The organism is Streptococcus sanguinis, assembly GCF_003943735.1.
GTDB lineage: Bacteria > Bacillota > Bacilli > Lactobacillales > Streptococcaceae > Streptococcus > Streptococcus sanguinis_E.
The window spans coordinates 199,257-224,958 of sequence record NZ_RJMV01000004.1; the positions used below are offsets into that span (position 1 = coordinate 199,257).

20 protein-coding genes are annotated in these 25,702 nt (G+C 44.9%); 3 read left to right on the forward strand and 17 right to left on the reverse strand.

Annotation, left to right across the window (positions count from 1 at the left end; all coding sequences use genetic code 11):
* Nucleotides 1–30 precede the first annotated feature (30 nt).
* From D8877_RS06700 to pcrA, 7 genes are all read right to left on the reverse strand, one after another.
* Complete coding sequence (locus D8877_RS06700) at nucleotides 31–4,212, reverse strand: GBS Bsp-like repeat-containing protein (RefSeq protein WP_185760191.1); 4,182 nt, start codon at nucleotides 4,210–4,212, stop codon at nucleotides 31–33.
* Nucleotides 4,213–4,277: 65 nt separating this feature from the next.
* Nucleotides 4,278–5,036, reverse strand: a complete 759-nt coding sequence (gene tpiA / locus D8877_RS06705; RefSeq protein WP_002900651.1) for a triose-phosphate isomerase — start codon at nucleotides 5,034–5,036, stop codon at nucleotides 4,278–4,280.
* 280 nt (nucleotides 5,037–5,316) lie between these two features.
* Nucleotides 5,317–6,171 carry a dTDP-4-dehydrorhamnose reductase gene (gene rfbD / locus D8877_RS06710; protein WP_002900652.1) on the reverse strand — a complete coding sequence of 285 codons (855 nt, stop codon included), beginning with the start codon at nucleotides 6,169–6,171 and terminating at the stop codon, nucleotides 5,317–5,319.
* Between the two features lie 72 nt (nucleotides 6,172–6,243).
* Nucleotides 6,244–7,170, reverse strand: coding sequence for a glycosyltransferase family 2 protein (locus tag D8877_RS06715; protein ID WP_125341659.1), 927 nt, complete (start codon nucleotides 7,168–7,170; stop codon nucleotides 6,244–6,246).
* A gap of 161 nt (nucleotides 7,171–7,331) precedes the next feature.
* Nucleotides 7,332–8,612, reverse strand: coding sequence for an O-acetylhomoserine aminocarboxypropyltransferase/cysteine synthase family protein (locus tag D8877_RS06720; RefSeq protein WP_125352804.1), 1,281 nt, complete (start codon nucleotides 8,610–8,612; stop codon nucleotides 7,332–7,334).
* Nucleotides 8,613–8,710: 98 nt separating this feature from the next.
* Nucleotides 8,711–9,109, reverse strand: a complete 399-nt coding sequence (locus D8877_RS06725) for an NUDIX hydrolase (protein ID WP_125352806.1) — start codon at nucleotides 9,107–9,109, stop codon at nucleotides 8,711–8,713.
* Entirely contained in the window at nucleotides 9,106–11,394 is a 2,289-nt protein-coding gene (pcrA, locus tag D8877_RS06730; protein ID WP_125352808.1) for a DNA helicase PcrA, read from the reverse strand. Before pcrA ends, D8877_RS06725 begins: the two co-directional genes overlap by 4 nt.
* Before the next feature lie 257 nt (nucleotides 11,395–11,651).
* Between pcrA and D8877_RS06735 the strand changes: the two genes are divergently transcribed.
* A complete protein-coding gene (locus tag D8877_RS06735) occupies nucleotides 11,652–12,839 on the forward strand; it encodes a cation diffusion facilitator family transporter (RefSeq protein WP_125341663.1) in 1,188 nt (395 codons plus the stop codon).
* Nucleotides 12,840–12,920: 81 nt separating this feature from the next.
* Here the strand turns inward: D8877_RS06735 and lepB are convergent, their stop codons facing one another.
* The 4 genes from lepB to D8877_RS06755 all read right to left on the reverse strand — a co-directional run bounded on the left by lepB (nucleotide 12,921) and on the right by D8877_RS06755 (nucleotide 19,426).
* A complete protein-coding gene (gene lepB, locus D8877_RS06740; RefSeq protein ID WP_125341664.1) occupies nucleotides 12,921–13,478 on the reverse strand; it encodes a signal peptidase I in 558 nt (185 codons plus the stop codon).
* Between the two features lie 180 nt (nucleotides 13,479–13,658).
* Nucleotides 13,659–15,164 carry a pyruvate kinase gene (gene pyk, locus D8877_RS06745; RefSeq protein WP_002919310.1) on the reverse strand — a complete coding sequence of 502 codons (1,506 nt, stop codon included), beginning with the start codon at nucleotides 15,162–15,164 and terminating at the stop codon, nucleotides 13,659–13,661.
* Between the two features lie 56 nt (nucleotides 15,165–15,220).
* Nucleotides 15,221–16,231, reverse strand: coding sequence for a 6-phosphofructokinase (pfkA, locus tag D8877_RS06750; RefSeq protein WP_002906871.1), 1,011 nt, complete (start codon nucleotides 16,229–16,231; stop codon nucleotides 15,221–15,223).
* A gap of 84 nt (nucleotides 16,232–16,315) precedes the next feature.
* Nucleotides 16,316–19,426, reverse strand: coding sequence for a DNA polymerase III subunit alpha (locus D8877_RS06755; RefSeq protein WP_312023227.1), 3,111 nt, complete (start codon nucleotides 19,424–19,426; stop codon nucleotides 16,316–16,318).
* A 180-nt stretch (nucleotides 19,427–19,606) separates the two neighbouring features.
* Here D8877_RS06755 and D8877_RS06760 point away from each other — a divergent pair, with 180 nt between their 5' ends.
* Together D8877_RS06760 and D8877_RS06765 are read left to right on the forward strand one after the other, a co-directional pair.
* On the forward strand, nucleotides 19,607–20,314 hold the full coding sequence (locus tag D8877_RS06760; protein ID WP_002900663.1) for an ABC transporter ATP-binding protein: 708 nt from the start codon (nucleotides 19,607–19,609) through the stop codon (nucleotides 20,312–20,314).
* A gap of 14 nt (nucleotides 20,315–20,328) precedes the next feature.
* The gene (locus tag D8877_RS06765; RefSeq protein WP_125352813.1) at nucleotides 20,329–21,162 is read left to right on the forward strand and encodes a lantibiotic ABC transporter permease; all 834 of its coding nucleotides are present in this window, start codon (nucleotides 20,329–20,331) and stop codon (nucleotides 21,160–21,162) included.
* Nucleotides 21,163–21,204: 42 nt separating this feature from the next.
* On the opposite strand, the gene D8877_RS06770 is transcribed toward D8877_RS06765, so the two are convergent.
* The 6 genes from D8877_RS06770 to gtfA all read right to left on the reverse strand — a co-directional run bounded on the left by D8877_RS06770 (nucleotide 21,205) and on the right by gtfA (nucleotide 25,701).
* Complete coding sequence (locus D8877_RS06770) at nucleotides 21,205–21,900, reverse strand: LrgB family protein (protein ID WP_002897855.1); 696 nt, start codon at nucleotides 21,898–21,900, stop codon at nucleotides 21,205–21,207.
* Nucleotides 21,893–22,273 (reverse strand): CidA/LrgA family protein, encoded by a 381-nt coding sequence (locus D8877_RS06775; RefSeq protein WP_002900667.1) that lies wholly within the window; start codon nucleotides 22,271–22,273, stop codon nucleotides 21,893–21,895. Before D8877_RS06775 ends, D8877_RS06770 begins: the two co-directional genes overlap by 8 nt.
* Nucleotides 22,274–22,446: 173 nt before the next feature.
* Nucleotides 22,447–22,668, reverse strand: a complete 222-nt coding sequence (asp5, locus tag D8877_RS06780) for an accessory Sec system protein Asp5 (RefSeq protein ID WP_061592767.1) — start codon at nucleotides 22,666–22,668, stop codon at nucleotides 22,447–22,449.
* Nucleotide 22,669: 1 nt separating this feature from the next.
* Entirely contained in the window at nucleotides 22,670–22,852 is a 183-nt protein-coding gene (asp4, locus tag D8877_RS06785; RefSeq protein ID WP_061592766.1) for an accessory Sec system protein Asp4, read from the reverse strand.
* A complete protein-coding gene (gtfB, locus tag D8877_RS06790; RefSeq protein ID WP_125352816.1) occupies nucleotides 22,845–24,197 on the reverse strand; it encodes an accessory Sec system glycosylation chaperone GtfB in 1,353 nt (450 codons plus the stop codon). Before gtfB ends, asp4 begins: the two co-directional genes overlap by 8 nt.
* Nucleotides 24,181–25,701 carry an accessory Sec system glycosyltransferase GtfA gene (gene gtfA, locus D8877_RS06795; protein WP_125352818.1) on the reverse strand — a complete coding sequence of 507 codons (1,521 nt, stop codon included), beginning with the start codon at nucleotides 25,699–25,701 and terminating at the stop codon, nucleotides 24,181–24,183. Before gtfA ends, gtfB begins: the two co-directional genes overlap by 17 nt.
* Nucleotide 25,702 lies beyond the last annotated feature (1 nt).

Genomic DNA, 25,702 nt, shown 5'->3' on the forward strand with positions numbered 1-25,702 from the left:
ACCAAGGTTCCCCTTGGTTTTTTTGTATGTTTATCTATAACGAGGTGTCGCAAAACCACGGATATTTCCATGACCGATGCGGTAAGTGTTGCGTTTAACTACGTTATTGCTGTTGCCTTCAATCGTGTGAATGATGCCATTTTCAACTTTTTCGACAATACCGATATGATCAGCCCAGCCATCGTTTTGCTGGGTATCTTTGTCCCAGTTAAAGGTGATGATATCGCCTGCGCTAGGAGTCGAATTACCATCTTCATTCCAGATACCTAGTCTTTGGAAAATATGAATATGGCGCTCTACACCACACTCACGGCCGATAAGATCGCTCAAGCCCTCTCTTTGGAAAATAACCGTCGTGAAAATGTCGCACCAGTCATCTGTGTTTTTCACAGCATAGCCAACTGGCAGCGGTCTGACACTGTTATAATCGTTGACCAAGCGCTGATGCTCAGCGCTGCCTCCCCTGACACCTACCATAGCAGCTGCCGCCGCAAGAACACGGTCTCGCTGACTAGCTGACTGAGGACGGTTCACAGAGATAGAGGTCTTTTCTCCGCCAGCTCCCTGCAGCTGATTTTGATTATTTAAGTAATACAAGTGAACATTGTATTCGCCTGCATTATTCTTATGGTCACGCGCATATACATGCTTACGATAAGTTCCATCAGCCTGACGATCCGCTGTGTACCACTGGACATCATCTTGGCCATTCGCCTCTGACCAAGTCGGCAGGTAAACTGTCTTGAGACCTTCTGGTGCCACAATGCCTGATACTACAATATCAAACTCTCCAGTATCGTTGTTCTTATTTTGAATACTGATTTTACCTTGCGGCTTACTGATGGAAACGTTGGTCTTGATGCCACCTGCTCCTACCAGCCTGCCATCATTTTGCACATAGTAGAGATGCACATTATATTCGCCCTGAACGTTGTTATGGTCGCTCGCATGAACTCGCTTACGATAGGTACCATCCGGCTGACGTTCCGCGTTGTACCACTTGATATCATCCTGACCGTTGGCCTCTGACCAGGTTGGCAGGGAAACTTCCTTCAGACCGCCTGGAGATACGATATCTGAAACCACAATATCAAAATCGCCAGTTTCGCTGTTGCGATTCTGAATACTGATTTTGCCCTGTGGTTTAACTGCTGACACATTGGTTGTAGTACCGCCAACACCGACTAACTGCCCGTCGTTACGGACATAGTAAAGATGGATATGATACTTACCAACTGAGTCTTTATGTTTACTAGATTCAACAGTAACTTTATAGGTACCATTAGCCTGCTGAGTAGCTGTATACCAGATAATATCGTCTTGACCGTTAGCTTCAGACCAAACAGGAACACTGACAGCAGACACTTCATAAGGGGCAGAAACGTTCGAAATCACAACATCAAAACTGCCGTTGACATTATTCTTATTTTGAATACTTATGTTGCCCTTTGGCTTGCCTAGAGAAACATTAGTCTTGATGCCACCAGCACCAACCAGCTTGCCATCATTTTGCACATAGTAAAGATGAATATTGTACTCGCCCTCAACATTTTTGTGATCACTCACACGGACTCGCTTACGATAGGTACCATCTGGCTGACGTTCTGCGTTGTACCACTTGATATCATCTTGACCGTTGGCCTCTGACCAGGTTGGCAGGGAAACTTCCTTCAGACCGCCTGGAGATACGATACCTGAAACTACAATATCAAAATCGCCGGTTTCGCTGTTGCGATTCTGGATGCTGATTTTGCCCTGCGGCTTGCTGATAGAAACGTTGGTCTTGATACCGCCTGCTCCTACTAACTTGCCATCATTTTGCACATAATAGAGATGCACATTATATTCGCCTTGGACATTGTTATGATCGCTCAGTCGAACTCGTTTCCGATAAGTACCGTCAGCCTGACGTTCTGCATTGTACCACTTGATATCATCTTGGCCATTGGCCTCTGACCAAGTTGGTAGGGAAACATTCTTGAGACCGCCTGGCGATACGATATCTGAAACCACAATATCAAAATCGCCAGTTTCGCTGTTGCGATTCTGAATACTGATTTTACCTTGAACTTTTGGTTTTTCTATAGAAATAGTCGTTTTAGTGCCATTTACACCTACCAAGCTGCCATCATTTTGAACATAATAGAGATGCACATTGTACTCACCCTCGACATTTTTGTGATCGCTCAGACGGACACGCTTGCGATAAGTGCCATCAGCTTGACGCTCAGCGTTGTACCATTTGATATCATCTTGGCCGTTGGCCTCAGACCAAGTTGGCAGGGAAACTTCCTTCAGACCGCCCGGAGATGAAATACCTGAAACCACAATATCAAAATCGCCAGTTTCTTTGTTTCGATTTTGAATACTGATGGTGCCCTTAGGTTTACCAAGAGAAACGGTCGTTTTAGTGCCACTTACACCAACCAAGCGGCCGTCATTTTGGACATAGTAGAGATGCACATTGTACTCGCCCTGCACATTATTGTGGTCGCTTATGCGCACCCGCTTCCGATAGGTGCCGTCAGCCTGACGTTCAGCAGTATACCATTTGATGTCATCTTGGCCGTTGGCCTCTGACCAAGTCGGCAGAGAGACAGTCTTAAGACCACCAGGGGATGAGATACCTGAAACCACAATATCGAAATCACCAGTTTCGCTGTTACGATTCTGAATGCTGATTTTGCCCTGTGGCTTGATGACAGATACATTGGTTGTAGTACCGCCGACACCGACTAATTGGCCGTCATTTTGAACATAGTAGAGATGGACATTGTACTTGCCAACTGAATCCTTATGTCTGCCAGAATCAACAGAAACTTTATAAGTACCATTGGCCTGCTGAGTAGCTGTATACCAGATAATATCGTCTTGACCATTATCTTCAGACCAAACCGGAACACTAACGACAGACACTCCATAAGGAGCAGAAACGTTTGAAATCACAACATCAAAGCTGCCGTTGACATTATTCTTATTCTGAATACTGATGTTACCCTTCAAAGGCTGCTTAGCAAGAGCAGACTGCTGGGTAAATCTCCCAGTGTAATCAACGCTATGGTCAAATACATGCTTGCCAGCTAACAGCTGAGCCTGAGCTGTAAACTGCCATGCTCCAGCACCACTATTGTATTTGAGAGATTTAGCTCCATCAAGATTTAAATTAGAAGACGGATACTGGGCTACCCAGAAGTTGCTATAGCCAAATTGCGATGTATTAACCGGTCCCTTGCTGCGAAGATTATTTTGATCCAGCCAGCTGGCGCTAGTATAATACATCAGGTTAGAATAACCCAGTCTGCGCATCTCATCCGCCCAAGCCTGGGTATGCTGGTTGATCCCATTTTGCATTTTGGGATCTTCCATGTCATTGACCATGACTGTGTTTTTAGGCAAACCTAGTCTATTAGCAAAGGCAACGTAATAACGAGCTTCTGCTCTCGCTTCTTCATCACTGGTATAGTGCGAGAAGGCATAGGTCGATACTTGTAAACCGGCTCCCTGCGCATTTCTCACTTGAGACTCGGCAAATGGATTAGTGTAATGGGTTCCTTCAGTTAGTTTGACAACGACACCGCCAACCCCTTGCTGGGCTAATTTACGATAGTCGTCTATGCTGATATGGCCATTGTGGCTGCTGACATCTACAAAGGAAGTGCCTTTTATCTCCGCTTGGGAATTCCCGCGGGCTGCCTGAGCCTTTGAACCAGCATTGTAAAATACAGTTTTTCCAGCATTATTAGCTTTTGGTGCTGATGCTACTGCAGGACTGGCCTTGGGCTCTGAGGCAGTAGCAGAATCTGCAACAGAAGAGCTTGCTTTTGCTGACTGATCAGCTACAGTTTCATTCTGATTAGAAGCATTTGCTTCTGACTGACTTTGCCCTTCTAGCCTATCAGGTGCTACCTGAGTTTCTACAGTGGCTGATTGAGCTGCTCCTCCAGACTCAACAGCTGTTCCTACAGCGTTCGTTACTTGCTCCTCTTGCTTAACAGCTTGAACTGACTGTTCTACAGTTGACACTGCTACAGTCGACTGATTAGACGTTTGTGATGCGGCCGCATTCACTGTCTGATTCTGGGAACTAACAGACCTTTCTGTTTTTAAAACTCCTGACTCAGCGACAGTATGTTCCTCGGCTTTTGCAACATTGGCAGTCGCTGCCAACAAAATAGCCGTACTCGCTAAATAAACTAATTCTTTCGATTTCAACTTTTCTCTCCAACTTTTAAAAAACTTGTCACCTTTGGGAGGACAAGTCTTTTTTCAACATTTTTTTATTTTACAAAATCAAGCAATGCCAAGAAGCTTTCAGCTTCAAGTGATGCACCACCAACAAGAGCACCGTCAACATCTGGACAAGCCATGTAAGACGCAACATTTTCAGGTTTTACAGAACCGCCGTACTGAACGCGAACCTTGTCCGCTACTTCTTGACCAAAGTCAGCTGCTACAACGTCACGAACTGCTTTACACATCTTTTGAGCGTCGTCTTGAGTTGCTGACTTACCAGTACCGATAGCCCAGATTGGCTCATAAGCGATAACCAATGATGCAACTTGCTCAGCTGTCAAGTCTTTCAAAGCAGCTGATACTTGGGCACCAACGAAATCTACAGCTTTACCAGCTTCGTAAGTTTCAAGCGATTCACCACAGCAGATGATTGGCACCAGACCATTGCGGAAGATAGCGTGCGCTTTTTTGTTGATGTCTTGGTCTGTTTCATGGAAATAATCGCGGCGTTCTGAGTGACCGATAACGATGTAGTCAACTCCAACTTCTGCAAGAACTTTAGGGCTGTTTTCACCAGTGAAGGCACCTGCATCTTCAAAGTAAGCATTTTGCGCTGCAACCTTAAGATTGCTTCCTTTAGCTGCTGCCAAAACAGTTGTCAAATCAAGTGCCGGAGCAGCGATACCAGCTTCTACCAAATCTGAAGAAGGAAGCTTAGCAGCAACCGCTTCTACAAAAGCCTTTGCTTCTTCAGGATTTTTGTTCATTTTCCAGTTACCAGCAATAAATGGTTTACGTGACATATTCACACACCTCTTCTATTTTATTTATAGTAACATTGTAACATAGTTGAATGAAATAATAAAGGTTATCCACAGAATTTCATCAAATTGAAACATCTTTATTTTAAGGGGATAAGATCTGTGGAAAATTCTTCTCATTATCATTTCCCACCCGCATCTTCAAGCCAGCTCTTTCTCCACCAGAGCACGCACCTCAAAATCACTTCTTGAGTCTGCTAGAAGAAAAAACAGAACCTAGTCTGAGACTAAGTTCTGTCGCTGTTATAAACTTCAAAGAAAATCACTGTTTCTTCTCTTGCTTGTAAAACTCTTTTAAGGCATCTTGCCAAGTCGGAATGACAAAGCCTGTAGCCTTAGCCTTGGTCAGGCTCATAGTTGAGTTGAAAGGTCGCTTAGCCTTGGCCGGGAATTTGCTGGAATCAACCGGCTGGACTTCCACATCTGTATCTTTGAGAATTTCCACTGCAAAGTCATACCAAGTGGTGTCCTCAGCCGCATCATTAGACAGATGGTAATAGCCAAATTCCTTTTGATTTTCAGCCAGATGAGTCATAAACTCAGTCAGCGTACGAGTCCAAGTCGGACGGCCATGCTGGTCATTGACTACAGTCAGAGTTTTGTACGTCTTAGCAAGATTTTGCATGGTAAAGACAAAGTTTTTACCGTAGTTACCAAAGACCCAGGCAGTACGGATAATATAGAAACGGCTGGAATATTTCTCAACCAGCTCCTCACCCATGCGCTTGGTACGGCCATACTCTGTCTGTGGATCAGGCCGGTCATCTACTTCCCACTCCTCACCGACTGGCTTTTGGCCGTCAAAGACATAGTCTGTTGAGATATAGACCAAGGTCGCTCCGTGAGCTTCTGCAGCTTTTGCCACATTTTCGGTCCCAGTCACATTGATGGCATAGTCCAGCTCTTTTCCTTCGTCCTCAGCAGCATCAACTGCTGTATAGGCAGCGCAGTGATAAACCAAGCTTGGTTTGACCTCCGCAAAGACATTGTCCACCACTTGGGTATTGGTAATATCCATTTCTGCCACATCAACAGCCACATACTCTTCATTACGCTCATCCAAAAGATAGCGAAGCTCTGTACCCAGCTGTCCATTCGCACCTGTAATTAAAATCATTTGTTTTTCCTTTCACATCATAAACATTCAATGAGTTTATTATAACAAAAAAAGCAGAAAAAATCTGCTATATTACTTACTCTTCTCTTTAATCACATAGATTGGGCGATTCTTAGTTTCCATGAAGATTTTGCCGATGTATTTGCCTAGGATACCGATAGTCAGCAGCTGGAAGCCGCCGATAAGGAGAATGACGGTCATAAGGGACGGCCAGCCCGATGTTGGGTCACCAAAAACCAAGGTACGGATAATAATCACCGCCATCAGGATGAAGGCTAAAATCCAAGACAGGATACCCCCTAAAAAAGCAATGTTGAGCGGCGCATCGGAGAAATTGACGATGCCTTCCAAAGAATAGTTGAATAGAGACCAGAAATTCCAAGAGGTCTTGCCAGCTACTCGTTCGACATTTTTGTATTCTAAGTACTCGGTATTGAAGCCAACCCAGGCAAAAATCCCCTTGGAGAAGCGATTATACTCTGAAACTTCCAGAATAGCTTCTACCATCTGGCGGCGCATCAGTCGGAAGTCACGCGCACCATCTACCATCTCTACCTGACTAATCTTGTTAATCAGCTTATAGAACAAATTGGCAAAAAAGCTTCGGATAGGCGGCTCTCCCTCGCGAGTAGTACGACGGGTACCAACACAGTCCAGCTCAGGATTCGAGTCCAGCAAAGCCTTCATCTCAATCAGGAGCTCGGGAGGATCCTGCAAGTCCACATCCATGACCGTCACAAATTCCCCACTCGCCTCTTGCAAACCAGCATAGAGAGCTGCTTCTTTTCCGAAATTGCGAGAAAAGGACAGATAGTGCACATCTGGACAGCGACTGCTGAGCTCACGTAAAACAGGCAAAGTCCGATCCGTCGATCCGTCATTGACAAAAATATATTCAAACTGGTCACGGATTTGATATTTGACCGCTTCCATGGCTTCATGAAACAGAGGAATAGACTCTTCTTCATTGAAACACGGAACAATCACCGAAATTGTCATTTTAATCTCCTACTATTTTTATATATTTCATCCTATTATAACAAAAAACTAGGCGAAATGCACTGCACCCTAAAAGTTAGATACAAAAAATCTAGCTTTTGGGGTGCGGCTTATTTCAAACCTAGTTTTATTCTTATTGCTTAGTCTAGAGACCTTGAAATTTAGATAGATTCCAAGGCGATTCTCAAATCCTCAATCAAGTCTTCCACATTTTCCAGACCGATAGAGAGACGAATTTGATTTGGTGTAATGCCTGCTGCCAGCTGATCTTCTGGCGACATCTGACCATGAGTCGTTGTAGCTGGATGGACGACCAGGGATTTAGCATCTGCTACATTTGCCAAGTCAGAGAAAATCTCCAAGCTGTCAATAACCTTACGAGCTTCTTTCTCCCCACCTTTGACATTAAAGGTGAAGATAGAGCCCACGCCTTTAGGGAAATATTTTTCTGCCAAAGCGTGGTAAGGACTGTCAGCAAGCTTGGGATAATTGACCTGCTCGACCTTGGGATGCCCTGCTAGGAAATCTACAATCTTCTCCGCATTGGACACATGGCGCTCTACGCGCAAAGAGAGAGTTTCCAACCCCTGCAAGAAGAGAAAGGCATTGAAGGGGGACATGGCAGCGCCTGTATCGCGCAAGAGCTGGGTCCGAACAGCAGTAACAAAGGCTGCTGCTCCGACATCGCGCGTATAACTGATATCATGATAGCTCGGGTCCGGATCAACAAACTGCGGAAACTTGCCAGAAGCTTCCCAGTCGAAACGACCGCTGTCCACAATCACACCGCCGATGCTGGTTCCATGACCGCCGATAAACTTGGTCGCAGAATGTACCGCAATGTCCACTCCGTGAGAAAAGACATTGATCAGATATGGTGTAGCAAAGGTATTGTCGGAAATCAGCGGAATTTTATGAGCATGAACCAGCTCTGCCAAAGCATCAAAGTCAGGAATATTAATCAAAGGATTGCCCAAGCTTTCAATCAGAACCAGCTTGGTATTGTCCTGAATAGCTGCTTCTACTTCAGCCAAGTTTTCGATATCCACAAAAGTCGTGGTAATGCCATAGCGAGGCAGGGTTTCCTTGAGCAGATTAAAGGTACCGCCGTAGATGGTGGAAGCTGCTACTACATGATCGCCAGCATGCGCCAAAGCTAAAATGGTATAGGTAAGGGCCGCCATACCAGAAGCTGTCGCTAGAGCTCCGACTCCACCCTCCAAAGCCGCAATCCGTTCCTCAAAAGCAGACAGGGTCGGATTGGTAATCCGAGTGTAGATATTGCCCGGCTTACGTAGGGCAAAAAGATCTTCTCCCTCCTGAGTATCGTCAAACACATAGGAAGTTGTCTGGTAAATAGGCAGAGCTCGCGACTTGGTTGTCGGATCAACTGTCTGTCCGGCATGAAGCTGCAGAGTTTCAAATTTAAATTCACGTGTCATAAGGTCACCTCACTATAGTTATGTGATAAGTCTACCACTAAACGCCCCGCTTGACTAATAGAATTTCCTTATCAAAAGAAATAAAGAGAAGCTATATCTTATAGCTTCTCAGATATAATCTCAAAAGTCGCCTGATTGCTGGGCCAGTACAACTGCGACGAAACTTTGTCTAAAGCTACCCACTGAGCTCCCACATGCTCATCAGAAATCTGGATTTCTTTCTGTTCTGTCAGAACTAGAAAGAGTTTTTTATGGATGGTCAGATTTTCATCAATCTTTACCGTAAAATCTCCAAGACTAGTCAGATTTGAACAAGCTAAGAGCAAGCCAGTCTCTTCTTTTATTTCACGAAGGCAGGCCTCTTCTGGACTCTCGCCGCTCTCAATCCCACCAGTAATAGGCTGCCAAAAGGAAACTTTCTCAGCTTCCACTTTCAAGAGCAAGATTTCTCGATCCTCTGGATGATAGATCCAGGCTTCAATCGACTGCCTCATCATGATTTTTTCTCAATCGGTGCTATGCTGGCCAGCACTTTCTTCAGACCGACTTCTGGGAAATTAATCTTGAGCTCTTGGCTATTGCCGTTGCCAGAGACTGCTAGAACTGTCCCATCGCCCCATTTCTTATGGTGGGCAATATCTCCAATAGCCCAAGCAACTTCTGGCTTAGATGGCTGGCTCTGACCGCTCTTTCCAAAAGGCAGACTGCCTGTAGAAATGGAACTTAGTGCTGCCTGACGCTTCCGTTCTTGCAGGGCCTGGGCCAGACTCATGCCTTGACCGAATTGACTGGTATCACTATTGGTATAACTAACCTTAAAGGAGCTATTTGACGGTCGAGCCAGTCCCTGATAGTCTAGCAAGTCTGAGCTGATTTCTCTCAAAAAGCGTGTAGGATGATTATAGTTGGTTTTACCATAAAGCATACGGGAATTGGCATTGGTCAGATAGAGAATCTTCTCTGCTCGGGTGATACCGACATAGGCCAGACGCCGCTCCTCTTCCAACTCATCTTCATCTTCAGATGCCCGGCTAAGAGGAAAGACATTTTCCTCCATTCCAACCAGAAAGACGACCGGAAATTCCAATCCCTTGGCTGCGTGGAGGGTCATCAAAGTCACTTCAGAACTCTCCGTATCTCCGTCATCTGTGTCTGCAATCAAGGCTAAGTCATTGAGAAAACGGCTGAGCTTATCAAGACCAGACTCATCAGTAGGATTGTCTGGACTTTCGTCAAAATTCTTGGTTACAGACAGGAATTCTTCGATATTTTCAATCCGTGCTTTGCTTTCCAAGGTTGCCTGCGCAGCCAAGGATGCAGTATAGCCTGTCTTTTCTAAAACGGCTTCTACCAGCTCCGTCACTGTAAAGTCGTACAAGCGCTCCCGCAAATCCAGAAGCATATTAGCAAAATCATAGACTGCCTGAGCCGCCTTACCCTTGACTGGCGAAAGCAGGATATTGGCTGACGCATTCAGTAAAGAGATTTCCTGACTGGACGCAAAATTCCGAATTTTCTCCACCGTTCCTGGTCCGACACCACGCTTGGGCTCATTGACCACGCGCTCATAGCTGATATTATCGCTAGGGTTGGCGATGAGATTGAGATAAGAAATAACATCTCGGATTTCCTTGCGGCTGTAGAACTTGGTACCACCGACCATGGTATAGGGAATATTGGATTTGAGCAGGGCTTCCTCCACCGTCCGTGACTGGGCATTGGTCCGGTAAAGAACTGCAAAATCCTTATGACTGTATCCTTCTCGACTCAGCTGATCAATAGTCCGGGCGACAAAGAGAGCCTCGTCCTGCTCGTCATTAGCCCGATAGTAGACAATTTCCTCACCGTCTTCGTTTTGAGTCCAGAGATTTTTAGGACGGCGGTTGCGGTTGTTTCGGATGACTTCATTAGCTGCCTGAAGGATGGTTTTGGTGGAACGATAATTTTCCTCCAGCAGGACTACCTTAGCTTCTGGATAATCCTTTTCAAAGTCCAGGATATTCTGCATATCGGCTCCCCTCCAGCCATAGATAGACTGGTCAGCGTCTCCGACCACGCAGATATTCTTAAAGCGGGAAGCCAAGAGCTTGACCAGCTGATACTGGGCATGATTAGTATCCTGATACTCGTCCACATGGATATACTGGTAACGTTGCTGGTAGTAGGTCAGAACGTCAGGATTTTGGTCAAAAAGCCGCAGGGTCAGCATGATTAAATCATCAAAGTCCATGGCCTCAGACTGGCGCAATTCCTTTTGATAGGCTGTGTAACACTTGGCCACAATCTCTGTATACATATCACCAGCTAGATTCGCATAGGCCACCTCATCAATCAGGTCGTTCTTAGCATTGGAAATGGTCCCCAGAATGGCACGCTCATTCCACTTTTTAGGATCCAGATTGAGATTTTTGAGAATCCGTTTCATCAGAGTCCGTTGTTCGCCCGGATCAACGATGGTGAAGTTGCGGTTGTAGCCAATATGGTCTGCCTCTCGTCGCAGGATGCGCACACACATGGAGTGGAAGGTGGCAATTAAGCAGTCTTGGGCCTCCGTTTTAAGTTTTTCAGCCCGTTCTCTCATCTCCCTCGCCGCCTTATTGGTAAAGGTAATAGCTAAGATATTCCAAGGATTGACCATCTTCTCATCAATCAAATAGGCAATGCGGTGGGTCAGGACACGGGTCTTACCCGATCCAGCTCCCGCCATAATCAGCAAAGGCCCTTCTGTTGTCTGAACCGCCTCAGCCTGACGGTCATTCATACCGTTTAATAAAGGATGCATGTTTCTTCCTCTTTCAAAGTCAATGCTACTATTATAACAAAAATCCTGATGAAGCTAAACCAGAAAGAAGAGGAATTTCTGATTTTAGATTAGATTTTAGGCAAAGCCATTTAAGCCCCCTAAGCCCGATAGAAATTGAAAATCAACTCTATTTTTGCTATAATATGCCCATATGAGACTTAGAATATCTTTCCAGAGATGACTTTTTCACAAGTCTCTTTTCCATTCTGCTGCCCCACATAGAAAGAAAGGCTGTCATGAAAAATCCTAGTAACAATCTGAAGCTAGCGGAGAGAGGAGCCATCCTGTCCATCGCTACCTATCTGATTCTCTCAGCGGTCAAGATTATCGCAGGCTCGACCCTCCAGTCCTCCAGTCTGACGGCCGATGGCTTTAACAACGTCTCTGATATCGTGGCTAATATCGCCGTTTTAATTGGCCTGCGTATGGCTAGAAAACCAGCCGACCGTGACCATCGCTTCGGCCATTGGAAGATAGAAGATTTGGCCAGTCTCATCACATCTTTTATCATGTTTTTCGTTGGATTGGATGTCCTGATTGAGACCATTCAGAAAATCATCTCCAACCAAGAAACCAAGCTTGACCCTGTTGGTGCCGTGGTCGGAATCCTCTCGGCTATCATTATGTTGGGTGTTTATTTTTACAATAAAACACTGGCTAAAAAAGCTCACTCCAAGGCTCTGGATGCTGCAGCCAAGGATAACTTGTCAGACGCTGTCACTTCTATCGGCACTTCAGTTGCTATCATTGCCAGCGCCTTTAACTTTCCAATAGTTGATAAGCTGGCAGCCATTGTCATTACCTTCTTCATTCTCAAGACGGCCTATGATATCTTTATGGAATCTTCCTTCAGCCTGTCCGACGGATTTGATGAAAGCCTGCTCCAAGACTATAAGCAAGCCATCCTAGAAATTCCTAAAATCACTCAGGTCAAATCCCAGCGGGGCCGGACCTATGGCAGTAATATCTATCTGGATATTATCTTGGAAATGAATCCCGATTTGTCTGTTTTTGAGAGCCATGAGATTGCTGATCAAGTTGAAGAGATGTTAATGGAACGCTTCGGGGTCTTTGACATTGACATTCATATCGAGCCCGCTCCCATTCCTGAAGATGAGAGATTGGAAAATCTTTACCCAAACCTACTCATGCGTGAGCAGCTCGTTGAGCAAGGCAGCCAACTGGATACACTTCTGTCAGCAGAATTTCTCTATATTTCCCAAGATGGCCGACAGCTGAACAAGGCTGAGTTTCAGACAGAAAGAGCCTCAAAAACACCTATCAAAAACTTTGAACTGCTCTCTGTCAGCCAGAAAACCAAGCTCATCCGCTATGAAATGGACGGTGTTATCCATACCAGCCTCTGGCGCCGCCACGAAGTATGGCAAAATATCTTTCACCAAGAGACACGAAAAAACAACTAGACAGGCTGTCTAGTTGTTTTTTTTTGTAAACAGTAATTTTCTTTCTAAAAAGATTTTTTTTAAAAACAAAGCAACTGTGGGTTACTTCGTTTCGATAAATCCGAATTTACTCAGCGGTGAGAGTCGGAACTCCACCACTCCCTTGATTTGACTGGCTTTGATGAGCCCAAATTCTCGGCTATCCTTGGTATTTTCACGTCGGTCATTAAGGATCAGATAAGAATCTTTAGTAATTTTATCAGACTTTGAGTCTTTTAAATCCATAATAGAGAAATCATGAGTGTAGTAACCAGAACTTCCTGCTGAAGCTAGATATTTCTCGCGCATTTTCTCAATATATTCTTCTGACATGACCTGGCCGTTCAGGTAAAGAAGATCATCCATATAGGTTACCTGATCTTTTTCCTGGGCAATGACCCGGCCGACATAGTCTTTGCCGTCCACTTCATAGAGGACAAAGTCTCCACGCTTGATGTCCTGCTTTCTCGTCGCCAAGACCAAGTCATTCTTTGCCAAATAAGCATTACTGTCTTGCTCAGTCACTCGATAAGGCGTATAAATAAAAACTCTCAGCCCTATAATGATGGCTGCTAGAACTGAAAAAATAATGACATTTCTTAATAAATCTCTCTTTAACATCTGTCTCTCCCATCTCTTTTATACCATTATATCATTTTTAGACGAAATAGACAAAGGGACAATCTTATTTCAAAAATCAAAACGCTGACGTGTCCTCCTTCTCAAGCAAGATAATGGTCATCACTTTGACAAGAAAAAACCGATGATTTTTCAATCAACGGTTCTTTTTATTGTCTTAGATTAACGTACTGTACGGATACGCATTGTGTTGGTACGAACTGCTTCACCAAGCGGCACACCAGCAACGATAACGATATCATCGCCAGATTCAACCAAGCCTTGCTCAACCGCAATCTTTTCAGCGATGTCAAACATATCATCTGTGTTAGATGGAGTGTTTGTAGTCACCGGAATCACACCCCAGTTCAGCATAAGACCGCGTTGAGTCAATTCGTCAAAAGTGATAGCCAAGATATCAGCATTTGGACGGTATTTAGAAATCAAGCGAGCTGTGTGACCTGTCTTAGTAAGGGTAACTACCAACTTGATATCCATTGAGTTTGTAGCATCTTTAACTGCTGAAGCCATAACTTCAGTCTTAGAGTTACGCTCAAAGTTATCAGTTGTCAAACGGCCATATTCGTTAAGAAGGGTTTGAGCATTCTTATCGATAGTAGCCATTGTTGTTACTGACTCAAGTGGGTATTTACCGTTTGCAGACTCACCTGAAAGCATAGTTGCGTCAGTTCCGTCGATAACAGCGTTAAATACGTCTGATACTTCTGAACGAGTTGCACGTGGTTTTTCTGTCATGGTTTCAAGCATGTTAGTTGCTGTGATAACCACTTTACCAGCTGCATTTACCTTAGTGATGATCATTTTTTGGTAAACTGGAACCATTTCGAATGGTACTTCGATACCCATGTCACCACGGGCAATCATGATACCATCAGCAGCTTCAATGATTTCGTCCAAGTTATCGATACCTTGTTGGTTTTCGATTTTCGCGAACAATTGAACATGGCCATTACCAGTTTCTTCACAGATTGCACGAACTTCGTTGACGTCTTTTGCAGTACGTACAAATGAAATCGCGATGAAGTTGATTCCTTGCTCAAGACCAAAGCGGATATCGTCATTGTCACGCTCAGCAAGCGCTGGGAAAGGAATCTTAGTGTTAGGAATGTTCACACCTTTTTGCTTAGCAATGATGCCGTCATTTTCAACTTCTACTTCAAATTCACGAGTAGCATCGTCTTTTGCGATAACACGAAGACCAAGTTTACCATCGTCAACCAATACTTGACGGCCAACTTCAACATCATCGTAGATGTCCAATCCACCAGCAACGTTCAAAGCAATTACTTCACGAGTAGATTTGATACCTTGCTTAGTAGCAACTCGGATTTTTTCACCAGTCTTGTATGAATACTCTTTTGCATCGCCTTCGAACAATTCTGTACGAATTTCTGGTCCTTTTGTATCAAGAAGGAAACCAACTTTTTGACCGGCAATTTCTTCTGCACGTTTAACAGTTGCCATGCGCTCTCCTTGCTCAGCATGGTCACCGTGTGAGAAGTTGAAACGGAATGTGTTTGCGCCAGCTTCAATCAACTTAGCAATGTTTTGAGCTGATGCTTCAACATCCAGCTTTTCTCCCCAATATCCGTCATCACCGAATTTTTTACCACCGCGGATTTCTACCGCAGGACCTAATGTTGCAACGATTTTTACACGTTTATTCATGATTGTATGAAACTCCTTCTTCTATTTGGCCTCTTGGCCTGAATAACAAATAATAATTAAATATTGATGCTGCGGTTCAAATCAGCCAAGTCCAGATCAGCCTTGTGCGGATTGTTGACGACAATCTTACCTTCAGCAGTCAAGCTAAAGAGTGCTCCTTCTTCAGCAGTTCCCAAAATTGGGCTTTCAACCATCTGCTCATTGCGGATTCCAACAGCAACTCCGCCGATACCTTCTTTAAGCAGTTTAACAGCATGTGCTCCCATACGAGATGCAAGAACACGGTCACGCGCAGTCGGTGAGCCTCCACGCTGGATATGTCCGAGCTCTGTGACACGCAAATCGCTCATATCTCCAGCTTCTTTCAGCTTTTCAGCAAATTCATCCGCTGACATGACACCCTCAGCCAAGACGATGATGTTGTGCTTCTTACCCTTGGCATAGCCACTCTTAATGCTTTCAACAACTTCTTCGATCTTGAAACCTTCTTCAGGAACGATGATTTCATCCGCACCAGATGCAATACCTGCCCAAAGAGCAATATCACCAGCATTACGTCCCATTACTTCGATAACGAAAGTACGGCGGTGACTGGATGAGGTATCCCGAATCTTGTCAATCGCATCCATAGCTGTAGTAACAGCTGTATCAAAACCGATAGTGAAGTCTGTTCCGACGATATCATTGTCAATGGTTCCTGGAACACCGACAGCTGGGAAGCCGTGCTCTGTCAAGCGCATCGCACCGTGGTAAGATCCATCTCCACCGATAACAACGACACCTTCAATGCCATGTTTTTTAAGCTGCTCAATCCCTTTCAGCTGCCCTTCAACTTGGGCAAACTCAGGGTAACGTGCAGAGTGAAGGAAAGTCCCACCGCGAGAAATAATGTCACCAACTGATGTCGCATCAAGTGGGTAAATCTCGCCAGCTACCATTCCAGCGTAACCATCATAAATACCGTAAACTTCCATTCCTTCGGAAATTGCTTTACGAACAACTGCACGGATAGCAGCATTCATACCAGGGGCATCACCACCACTAGTCAAAACAGCAATACGTTTCATTTCGCTTTTTGCTCCTTTTTCTTTTTAACATTCTTATAGATTATACCACAATCATCATGAAAATTCTCTTATTTTCCATATTTTTTAACGAAAAATCGTTTTCATAGTATAATTCTTCAATTCCTCTTGCAGCTGCTCCAATTTCTCCACTCGGAAATGAGGTGCAGATATGGTTCGCTTCTCATCTTCATAGCGCAGGACAACCGGAATATTGCCGGGGTATTTCTGCAAAATATGAGATATTTCTCGATCATGCTCATGTCCAGCCAGTTTTATCCAGAACCGTTCTGTAGTGACTTCTTCTATATCTGACAAGACCAACTGTAAGCGCCCATCCCGTTCCTGCACCTTGCCAGTCAAGTAGTAAATGCCCTTCTCCTTAATACGCTCGGCCAACTGACGATAGGTATCAGGGAAGAGGGTAACATCCAGTTTTTTCTTCGTATCTGAAACCTGCAAGAAAGCCATATTCTCGCCCTTTTTGGTCCGGATAGTCTTAATAGACTGGACTTCAGCCAGAATCCTAGCTCTGCTATTTTCCGTCAAATCACTAATCCAGCTAAAGGGCTGGTCCGCTTCTTTGGCCAGTTTAACCAAGGGGTGATCACTAAGCCCCACACCGATAATGCTCTGTTCCAGCTCAAACTTTTCGGCATCGCTGAAATCCTGAGCCTCTGTCCAAGAGTAGGTCGTATCCGCGAAGAGGCTGCCCAGCTCATCCGCAAATACAAATAGATTAGGCAGATTGGCTAGAATTTTTTGGCGGTTTTTCTCAAAACTGTCAAAGAGTCCCAGCTGAATCAGAGGAGTCAGCAGCGGAATCTTATGGTAATTCTGAGGCAGGCGCAGAATAAAGTCTTCTACCCCAGTAAAGGCAGCATTTTGTCGCTCTTCGATAATCCAGTAGGCCAAATCCCTAGGCAGGCCTTTGATATTTTTCAGACCCAAAAAAATCTTCTTATCCTGAAACTTATCATGGTAGGGAATATTGTTGATACTGAGCGGCGCTGTCTCAAAGTCAAAACTCAAGGCATCGGTGATATAGTCACTGCTTGAATAATTGAGCATGACATCAAAGAAAACATCTGGATAGTGAGCCTTGAAATAAGCCAGTTGAAAAGCCAGAGCTGAGTAGGCATAGGCGTGGCTGCGATTAAAGCCATAACCAGCAAACTTCTCCATAATAGCAAAGACTTCTTTGGCTTTGGATTCCGAGTGACCCAGCTTGAGAGCACCTGCAACAAAGTCCTCCTGCATGCGGTGCATTTCAGCAGCACTTTTCTTCCCCATGGCCCTTCGTAAAATATCGGCTTTCCCCAAACTAAAGCCACCAAAGCGCTGGGCTACCTGCATAACCTGCTCTTGGTAGAGCATGATACCGTAAGTCGGAGCTAGAATATCAGCCAAACTGTCATCAATCAACTCCACCTGCTCCAGTCCATGCTTTCTCTTGACAAAATTGTCGATATAATCGCTGGCTCCAGGACGGTTGAGAGAAGTTGTGGCCACTACTTCCTCAAAGCAAACTGGCTGAACCCGCTTAAGCAGGCTGATAGCGCCCGGCTGCTCAAACTGGAAAATCCCCTTGGTCTGTCCGGCTGCAAAGAGTTTCAGAGTTTCCACATCCTCCAAGTCAATCTCTGCAATCTTAATATCTACCTTATATTTTTCCAGGGTTGCTTCCTTCATCCGCTGGACAAAGGTTAGATTGCGCAAGCCCAAAAAGTCCATCTTGAGCAGGCCGTTGCTCTCCACACCGTGGGCATCATACTGAGTGATATACATGTCCTCACCGTATTTGAGCGGTATCTGGTCTGTCAGGTCATTGTCACTCATCACAACGCCGGCTGCGTGGATAGAAGTCTGACGGGGATGACCTTCGATTTTTTTAGCAATCTCAAAGGCCTTTTGATATTCCAGCTTACTATTGATAATCTGGCGAAAGGCCATATTTTTCTCATAAGCAGAAGCTAGACTATCGCCGAAGCGGATTTTCTTGGTGATATTGGTCAGTTCATACTCTGGCAGACCGAAGCGCTTGAAGACATCGCGAATGGCCTGCTTGGCTCCAAAGGTCGAGTAGGTCACAATCTGAGCCGCATGCATGCTGCCATAGCGGTCGCGAACATAGCGGATAAACTCCGGCCGGTAAACATCAGGAATATCAATATCAATATCGGGCATGGTATAGCGCTCTAGATTTAGAAAGCGCTCAAAGAGCAGGTTATTCTTGACTGGGTCAATCCCAGTAATCTCCAAGGCATAGGCCACCAGACTGCCAACAGCAGATCCTCGGCCCATGCCCATATAATAGCCCTGACTGCGACCAAAGCGCAGCAAATCCCAGACAATGAGAAAATAATCATCAAAGCCCATCTGATGAATGACAGCCAGCTCCTGGTCCAGTCGTTCCTGATAAAGTTTACCTGTTAGACCACGTTTTTTTAAGCCAGCTTCGGAGCGCTCCCTTAACTCTTCCACGGCTGGCCGCTCTCGATTAAAGCGTGGCAGTTTCAGCTCCCTATTGATATCATAGTGAACATGACGGACTAGCTTCTCAAGGTTAGCCAGACTCTCTGGGAAAGTTTCCTTAAAAGCTCCTGCCAGAGCAGCTGGAGTCATTAGAAACTCATGATTGGACAGGCTACCAATCTCTCGCAGACTGACATTCTCTCGAATGGCTTGGAGCATCTGCAGGGTTTCCAGATCTCCTGTGTCAAAATATCGGACGGTATGCAGAGGCAGGGTTGGTCGACTAAACTCCTGCTGGGGCGTTGCTGGAAAAACTCCAACATAAAAATCCAAACCCAAATCCAGATCTGCTACTCCGTCAAAAGCAGGAACAATCACAGCCAATCCCTTAAAGAGATGCTGGAAATCCTCCCAATTCTTTTGTCCCATCATCTTGAGAGTCGAGACTTTCATCAGATTGCGATAGCCCTGACTGTCTAAGGCCAGCAGACGGAGATGAAGTTCCTGCTCTGCCTTAATCAGACTCAGCTCCAATCCTAAAAGCGGCTGCAATCCCGCAGATTCGGCTTCCTCTAAGAAATGATAAGCCCCATAGAGATTGTCCACATCCATCATGCCCAGATGACTGTATCCTAACTCCTTGGCTTTCTGCACATATTTCTTTATCGGGATCAAGCTATCCATAAAACTGTAAACAGTCTTGGTATCAAGTTGTATTACCACATTATTCTCCTTGAACACGCTTTGCTTCTTCTTATAACTATTATACCGCAATTCACTGAATGAGGGAAATAGGAGTTTGACTGAACAGAAAGATTCCATTCACCCTTTCCGGCTTTCTTTGCCATTTTCCTAAGGAAAAGGTATAATAATTGTAAATTGAAGAAAATAAAGGAGATATGTATGAATCAGTATCCTCTGGTCTATCTTGACCATGTCCATAAAAATTATGGCGACGCACCTGCCCTGTATGATGTAAGCTTAAACATCCAGCCTGGCAGAATTATCGGACTTCTAGGTCCTAATGGCAGCGGCAAGACAACTATTATCAAGCTTATCAATGGTCTCTTGCAGCCGACCTCTGGCCATATTTATCTCAAAGGCGTCAAACCTTCTCCTGATACCAAAAGAATCGTTTCCTATCTACCAGATACGACTTATCTAAGCGACAGCTCCAAAGTAATCGAAGCTGTAAAATATTTTCAAGATTTTTATGATAATTTTGACAGCGCGAAAGCCATGCAGCTTCTAAAGGATCTTCATATCGATCCTCAAGCGCGCATCGGAAGCCTTTCAAAAGGAAACAAGGAAAAAATGCAGCTCATTCTGGTCATGAGCCGCCATGCGGAACTGTATATCCTAGACGAGCCTATCGGTGGTGTTGATCCGGCTGCTCGTGACTATATCCTGCAGACCATCATTCAAAACCGCACACCTCAGTCTTCTGTCATCATTTCCACCCACTTGATTGCGGATATCGAGCCAATCTTGGATGAAGTAATCCTGATTAACCAAGGTCAGATCTTTTTGCATGAAAATGCTAATCAGCTGCGTCAACAGTACAATCAATCCATTGATAATCTCTTCCGCAGCCAGTTTCGCTTTTATTAGGAGGTCTTCATTATATGTTTGGAAAACTGTTTAAATACGACTTTAAGTCTAATTACAAATGGTATTGTATCACCTTTGCCATTCTTCTCACTCTATCAGTCTTTATGGGAATCATAGCTGGCAGCATCCTAAGACCTGAGGCAATGAATCGCTATAGTGAACATCCATTGTCTATTAGTGGTGTTATTATCACTTTCTATCTACTATTTCTCTTGCTGTTTTCTGCATCTTGCGCAGTCTTTCTATCCAATACCATCATTATTATCCGTCGATTTTATAAAAATATCTTTGGGAGAGAAGGCTACCTGACTTGGACCTTGCCGGTCACCCCGCATCAGATTCTTCTGTCCAAGCTTCTTTCCGCATTTGTTTGGACCCTCTTGTGTATGCTGACTATGTTTATTAGTGGTTTAGTCATCTTTGGCATTGCTCTTCCCCTTGTAGGTTTTTCATTCAATGAGATTTTCAAATTTATTGGTGAAATACCAGATTTGTGGCTATGGATTGTCAAATACGGCTTCCTTAATCTCCTTCAAATCCTTTCTGGTATCCTCTTCTTTTACCTAGCAATCTCAGTCGGACAGCTTTTCAAGAAGAATCGGATTATGATGGCTGTGCTCTTCGGATTTTTAATTTGGACTGTTCTGGCAGTCCTGTCACTCTTATTACCTAGTTCTTTTGATTCATATGGACTACTTAGTTTATATGATTATAGTTACTCCTCTTCGGAATTTGAACAGATGCTAGATGGTTTCATTATTATCCGAATCGTCTTTGAACTCGTCAAAATTTTCGGTTTCTATTTTACAATCTATGCCATCGTAAAAAACAAACTAAATCTGCAATAAGCAAAACAAGGTTGAAACAAAACGTTTCAACCTTGTTTATTTTTACTTCAGAATAATGGCTGCCACGATGGGGCTGACCAGAACGTACATGAGGCCGGTCACGCCAATCGCAAGTCCTGCCATAGCTCCTGCGACCTGGCCGTATTTAAAGGCGGTTCCCGTTCCTACCGCATGGCCGGTTCCCCCTAAAGCTAGACCAATAGCTACCGGGTCTGTGATTTTTAAAAGCTTAAGAAGCGTTGGTCCTAAGACACTGGTCAGAATGCCCGTCGCAACCACCACCACTAATGTCACTGTAGCAAGACCTTGCAGCTTGTCTGTGATACCGACAGCCATGGCCGTTGTGACAGATTTCGGAAAAAGAGAAACAGCCAGAAAGAAATCCATGCCGAAAAACTTAGCCAGCAGAGCCGTAAAGCTGGTATTGACTACAACCGCCGCAAAGGTCCCAATCAAAATACTGCGCGCATGGTGCTTCATCAAATGAAAAGTCTTGTAAAGCGGAATCCCCAAAGCAACCGTAGATGGCACAATTAGGTTGTTTAAATAGGAGCCGCCGACATAGTAATCCTTGTAGGAAATACCGGTTAATTTCAAAAAAGCAATAACCAAAACTGCTGCAATCAGCAAAGGAGTTGTCAAGGGATGAGGAAATCTCCGAAAAATCAATAGGCCGAACAGATAGGCCAAGATAGACAAGGCAAGGCCAAAGAGAGGGTTGCTCCATAAATCAGACATTGCTGGCGTCTCCTTCCTCATAATCTCCTTCGAAACGAGTCTTAATCAGCTGCACCACAACTGCAATCACGCAGACATTAAGCACAATTGCTCCTAAAACAATCAAAATAATCGGCAGTAGATAAGGCGCGATGACCTGAAATTTATCCATGATACCAACTGCTGGAGGCAGAAAAAGAATGGTCATATTTGCCAAAAGAAAATTGCCAACCATGCTGATATGACGCAGGCGCAGAAGCTTGAACTGCAGCGCCAAAAACAGCAAGACTAAACCAATGATACTGCCCGGAACAGGCAGATGGAAAACACTTGAAATCCCTTCTCCAACGAGGGAAATCATAAAAATAATCATCAACTGAACGTATAATTTCATACCAAACCTCCATCACTTGTATATCCAGTTTACTCCTTTTCAGAAAAATATCAAGGTTCATTCAGAAATTAAAACCTTTACATCCAAAATTTGCTTATAAAAATTCCCTCTATTGTCTGCAATAGAGGGTCTTTCTTATTTAGCAGTCGTCTGAGTAACTTCCTAAACAGATGCTAGAGGGATTGAATCATAAAGAAAATCATGAGCACAATCAGGGAAAGGCTTGCTAAAAGAACTAGGATTTTCTTTGCGAGGTGGGTTTCCCAGTAGCCTGACTTGCCAATCGATGTATTAGTTTCTCTATAAAATTGCTGGTTTTCTCTGGGAAGCAGACTAACCAGCAAAATCAAGACAAGGGCTGCTACAATGGTAAGTGTAATCAATATTGTTTGCATTTTATTTCCTCAAGGCTCCAATCAATGTAAAAACCAAGCCAATCAAGATCATCAAGCCCAAGGCAATGACAAAAACCTTGTTGAGATTTTCTCCCAAGCTAGCCTTTTCTTTCTTGGGCTTGCCATGCTTAAGCTCATCTAACCGTCCCTCAATATCCTTATGAAATAAATCTTTTTTAGCCATGCTGACCTCCTAATACGCTTTGGAGAGCCTCCTGATAAAGACTGACGGGCACATCGTTGGCATGTCGACCTTGAGCTTGCAAGGCTGACCGCATCTGCTCGACACCAGATAAGGCTTCTTCCAAAGTTGATGCCAGTTGAGCTGGCTGGCTGCTGTCAAAAATATGCTGCTGGACAATGTAGTGCCTGTCATGCAGGGTCTGCTCAAAGCCTAGGATCAAGAGATTATTCTCAAAAGCCTTGCGCACTGCCTGCAGAACCTGTCCGCCGTGATTGATATCCAGATAGATGTCTGATTCCAAGTAGAGCTGCTCAATTTGCTTGAGACTGGCATTTTGATAAAGAACAACATTCTTGTAGGACAGCATAGACAAGAGCTTGGGCGACATTTCCGTGAGAGCTGCAATGCGAAAAACTATCTGCGGCAAGGCCTGAACCAAGGTCTCTAAGCCTTCAATCTGATCCGAATGAGTCAAGATTAAAGCATCTTTTCGTAGGTAGTTGTCCCGCTTGAAGTCATAATGATAGCCCAGATGCAGGAACTTCTGCTGCTGGTCAGCTGCAGCCAAACTCTTGGCCTTTTCATAGGTTGCCAAATCTGGAATGACAATGGTCTGCGCCCGCAGCTGACTATTTCCCAGAATCAGCTGCATATTGCCGGGCAGCTCGTCATACAGGGGCTCCTGCCAAAAGAGAATGTCCTGTCCAGCTCGACCCGTCAAGCTGTGAGAAACTAGGAAAGAATAGGCCAGCGAATTAAAGAGAATGTGATCCAAGTCAAAGTCTAGCCGTTCCAAGAAGAAACGGATAAAATCCACTCGGCTTTTAAAAATTCGCAAGGGCTCTTGGTCCAGAGTCAGGATGATGTCACCGGTGGCATGATTTTCCACGATACGCTCCTGGCCATCAGTGCTGTAGTAGGTCGTGTTGAAGGCTTCCTGACCTGATTTATAGGCTGTTTTTGCAAAGCAGCGGCCTTGCTTATTATAGCGCTCACTCAGTCGCAGCTGGCCTTTTTTATCAAGCCAATCCACCTGCTTGACCAGCCGGCCCTTGGCCTGACTGGCATAGTGAATCCGTGCCCTTTCTTCCCCCATGTCACTGACACGCGCCGACTGATGGTCGCCTGTAATTTCCCAGAAAGGCGGCACTGGCACTTGATTGAAAAAGAGTGGGTGGTCTACTCCCTCTTCATCCCCTAGAAAATATGTATAGGGAGATATCATGTCGTCAGGCAGAAAGCCATTTGCCTCAATGACAATGGTCGGACAGTCATAGCCAGCTGCAAGGAGGGAATCATGCAGATCCTGGGTTTCCTGATTGTAATAATCAAAGAGCTGAATCATCTCTGACCTCCTTTAAAAGCTGGGACCAAGCCGCTTCAACCCGGTTGGTCAAATAATTCTCAGCCACTTGATAAGAGTGTTGGCTCATCTCCTGCTGGCGTCCTTGGCTAAAGAGAGCTACTATTTTCTCCACAAAAGCAGCAATAATCTGATCCTCGACCTGATTGGAACTGACTGGCAGCAGATAGCCATTTTTACCATCATCAATAAAAGTCTGATTGCCATAGCGGACATCAAAGCCGATGAGGGGCAGACCTGATCCGACCGCTTCCATGAGAGTCAAACCAAAGCCTTCACTGGTTGAAGCTGTCAGATAAAGCTCATAGCCTGCATAAATCTGGCTCAAATCCGCATGCCCTTTAAGCCGAATGTAGTCCTGAGCTCCTGCTTCCTCAATCCTGCGGCGCAGCTTCTCCTCTTCGCCCCCCTTACCGTAAATATCCAGAGTCAGTTCAGGCAGCTGGGCTTGTGCTTGGACAGTCGCTGCCACTAGCCAATCGATATGCTTTTCCGTAGCGAGACGCGAAGCCGTAATCATGGAGAAAGGCTTGCGAGGATCTTTGGGATAAGTCAGCTGGTCCAGACTTCCCACCGGTATGGTGACAATTTTGGGCTGCTTGTTCGAGTAATGCTGGAACTGCTGCTCTAGAATCGTTTTCTGAGCCTCTGTTGCCACGATGAAAAAGTCCACCTTGTCAGCATTAGTAAACTGGTAGTCATAAAAATTATTCCAGAGAATGTAGTCGTCACTGCTGGCATTTTCACTAAAATGCTCCGCATGGACCACTACTCCCAGCTTAGCCTTCTGACTCTCCTCAAAGACAACCTGACCAATCCCTGTCTCCCTATCCAAGATGACCACATCATCTGCCTGAAGCTGCAAACATTGGAGAAAATAGCGGACCAGCTCAGCCTTGGAATAGAAAATCCGATCTGGAAAGCGATAGAGCTCTTCCTGACCATCCTCTATCAGCATGTCATAGGCCACACTGCCGTCTTCATGGTAGAAACGGCGCTGGTAGAGGGTTGCAGCATCATTGTGGGGTGCGAAGTATTCACTGGCATAGCGGACATAGGAGAAATAATCCTTGCGAATCAATCTCCCCCGCGAGACATACTCCACATGCTCCACAAAGTCCTGGTCTTCCTGCCGCAGATAGCAAGTGATAAACTGATCATCCTGCGGATAGAAATAACGGACAATCTTGCCCTCTCTCTCCGAGCGCTCCGGCTGACCTGCGACTTGAGCCAGCACCTGGTCCAGCGTCACCGTCGTCGGTGCAATCTTGATATCAGTAAAATAGTTATAAAGCCAGATAACTTCCTCATCCAGAAAACCAATATTTTCCGTCAGATGCTGGATATTATCCGCTAAAATCATATCCATAAAGATAAACTTAGCCGGCTGCTGGATCCTGCGCAGAAGCTGAGCCCGATAAGCTTGGGCGTATTCTACACCGCTGCTGGCCCAACCGATGCCTAAGTTGATGTTATATACTGTCATA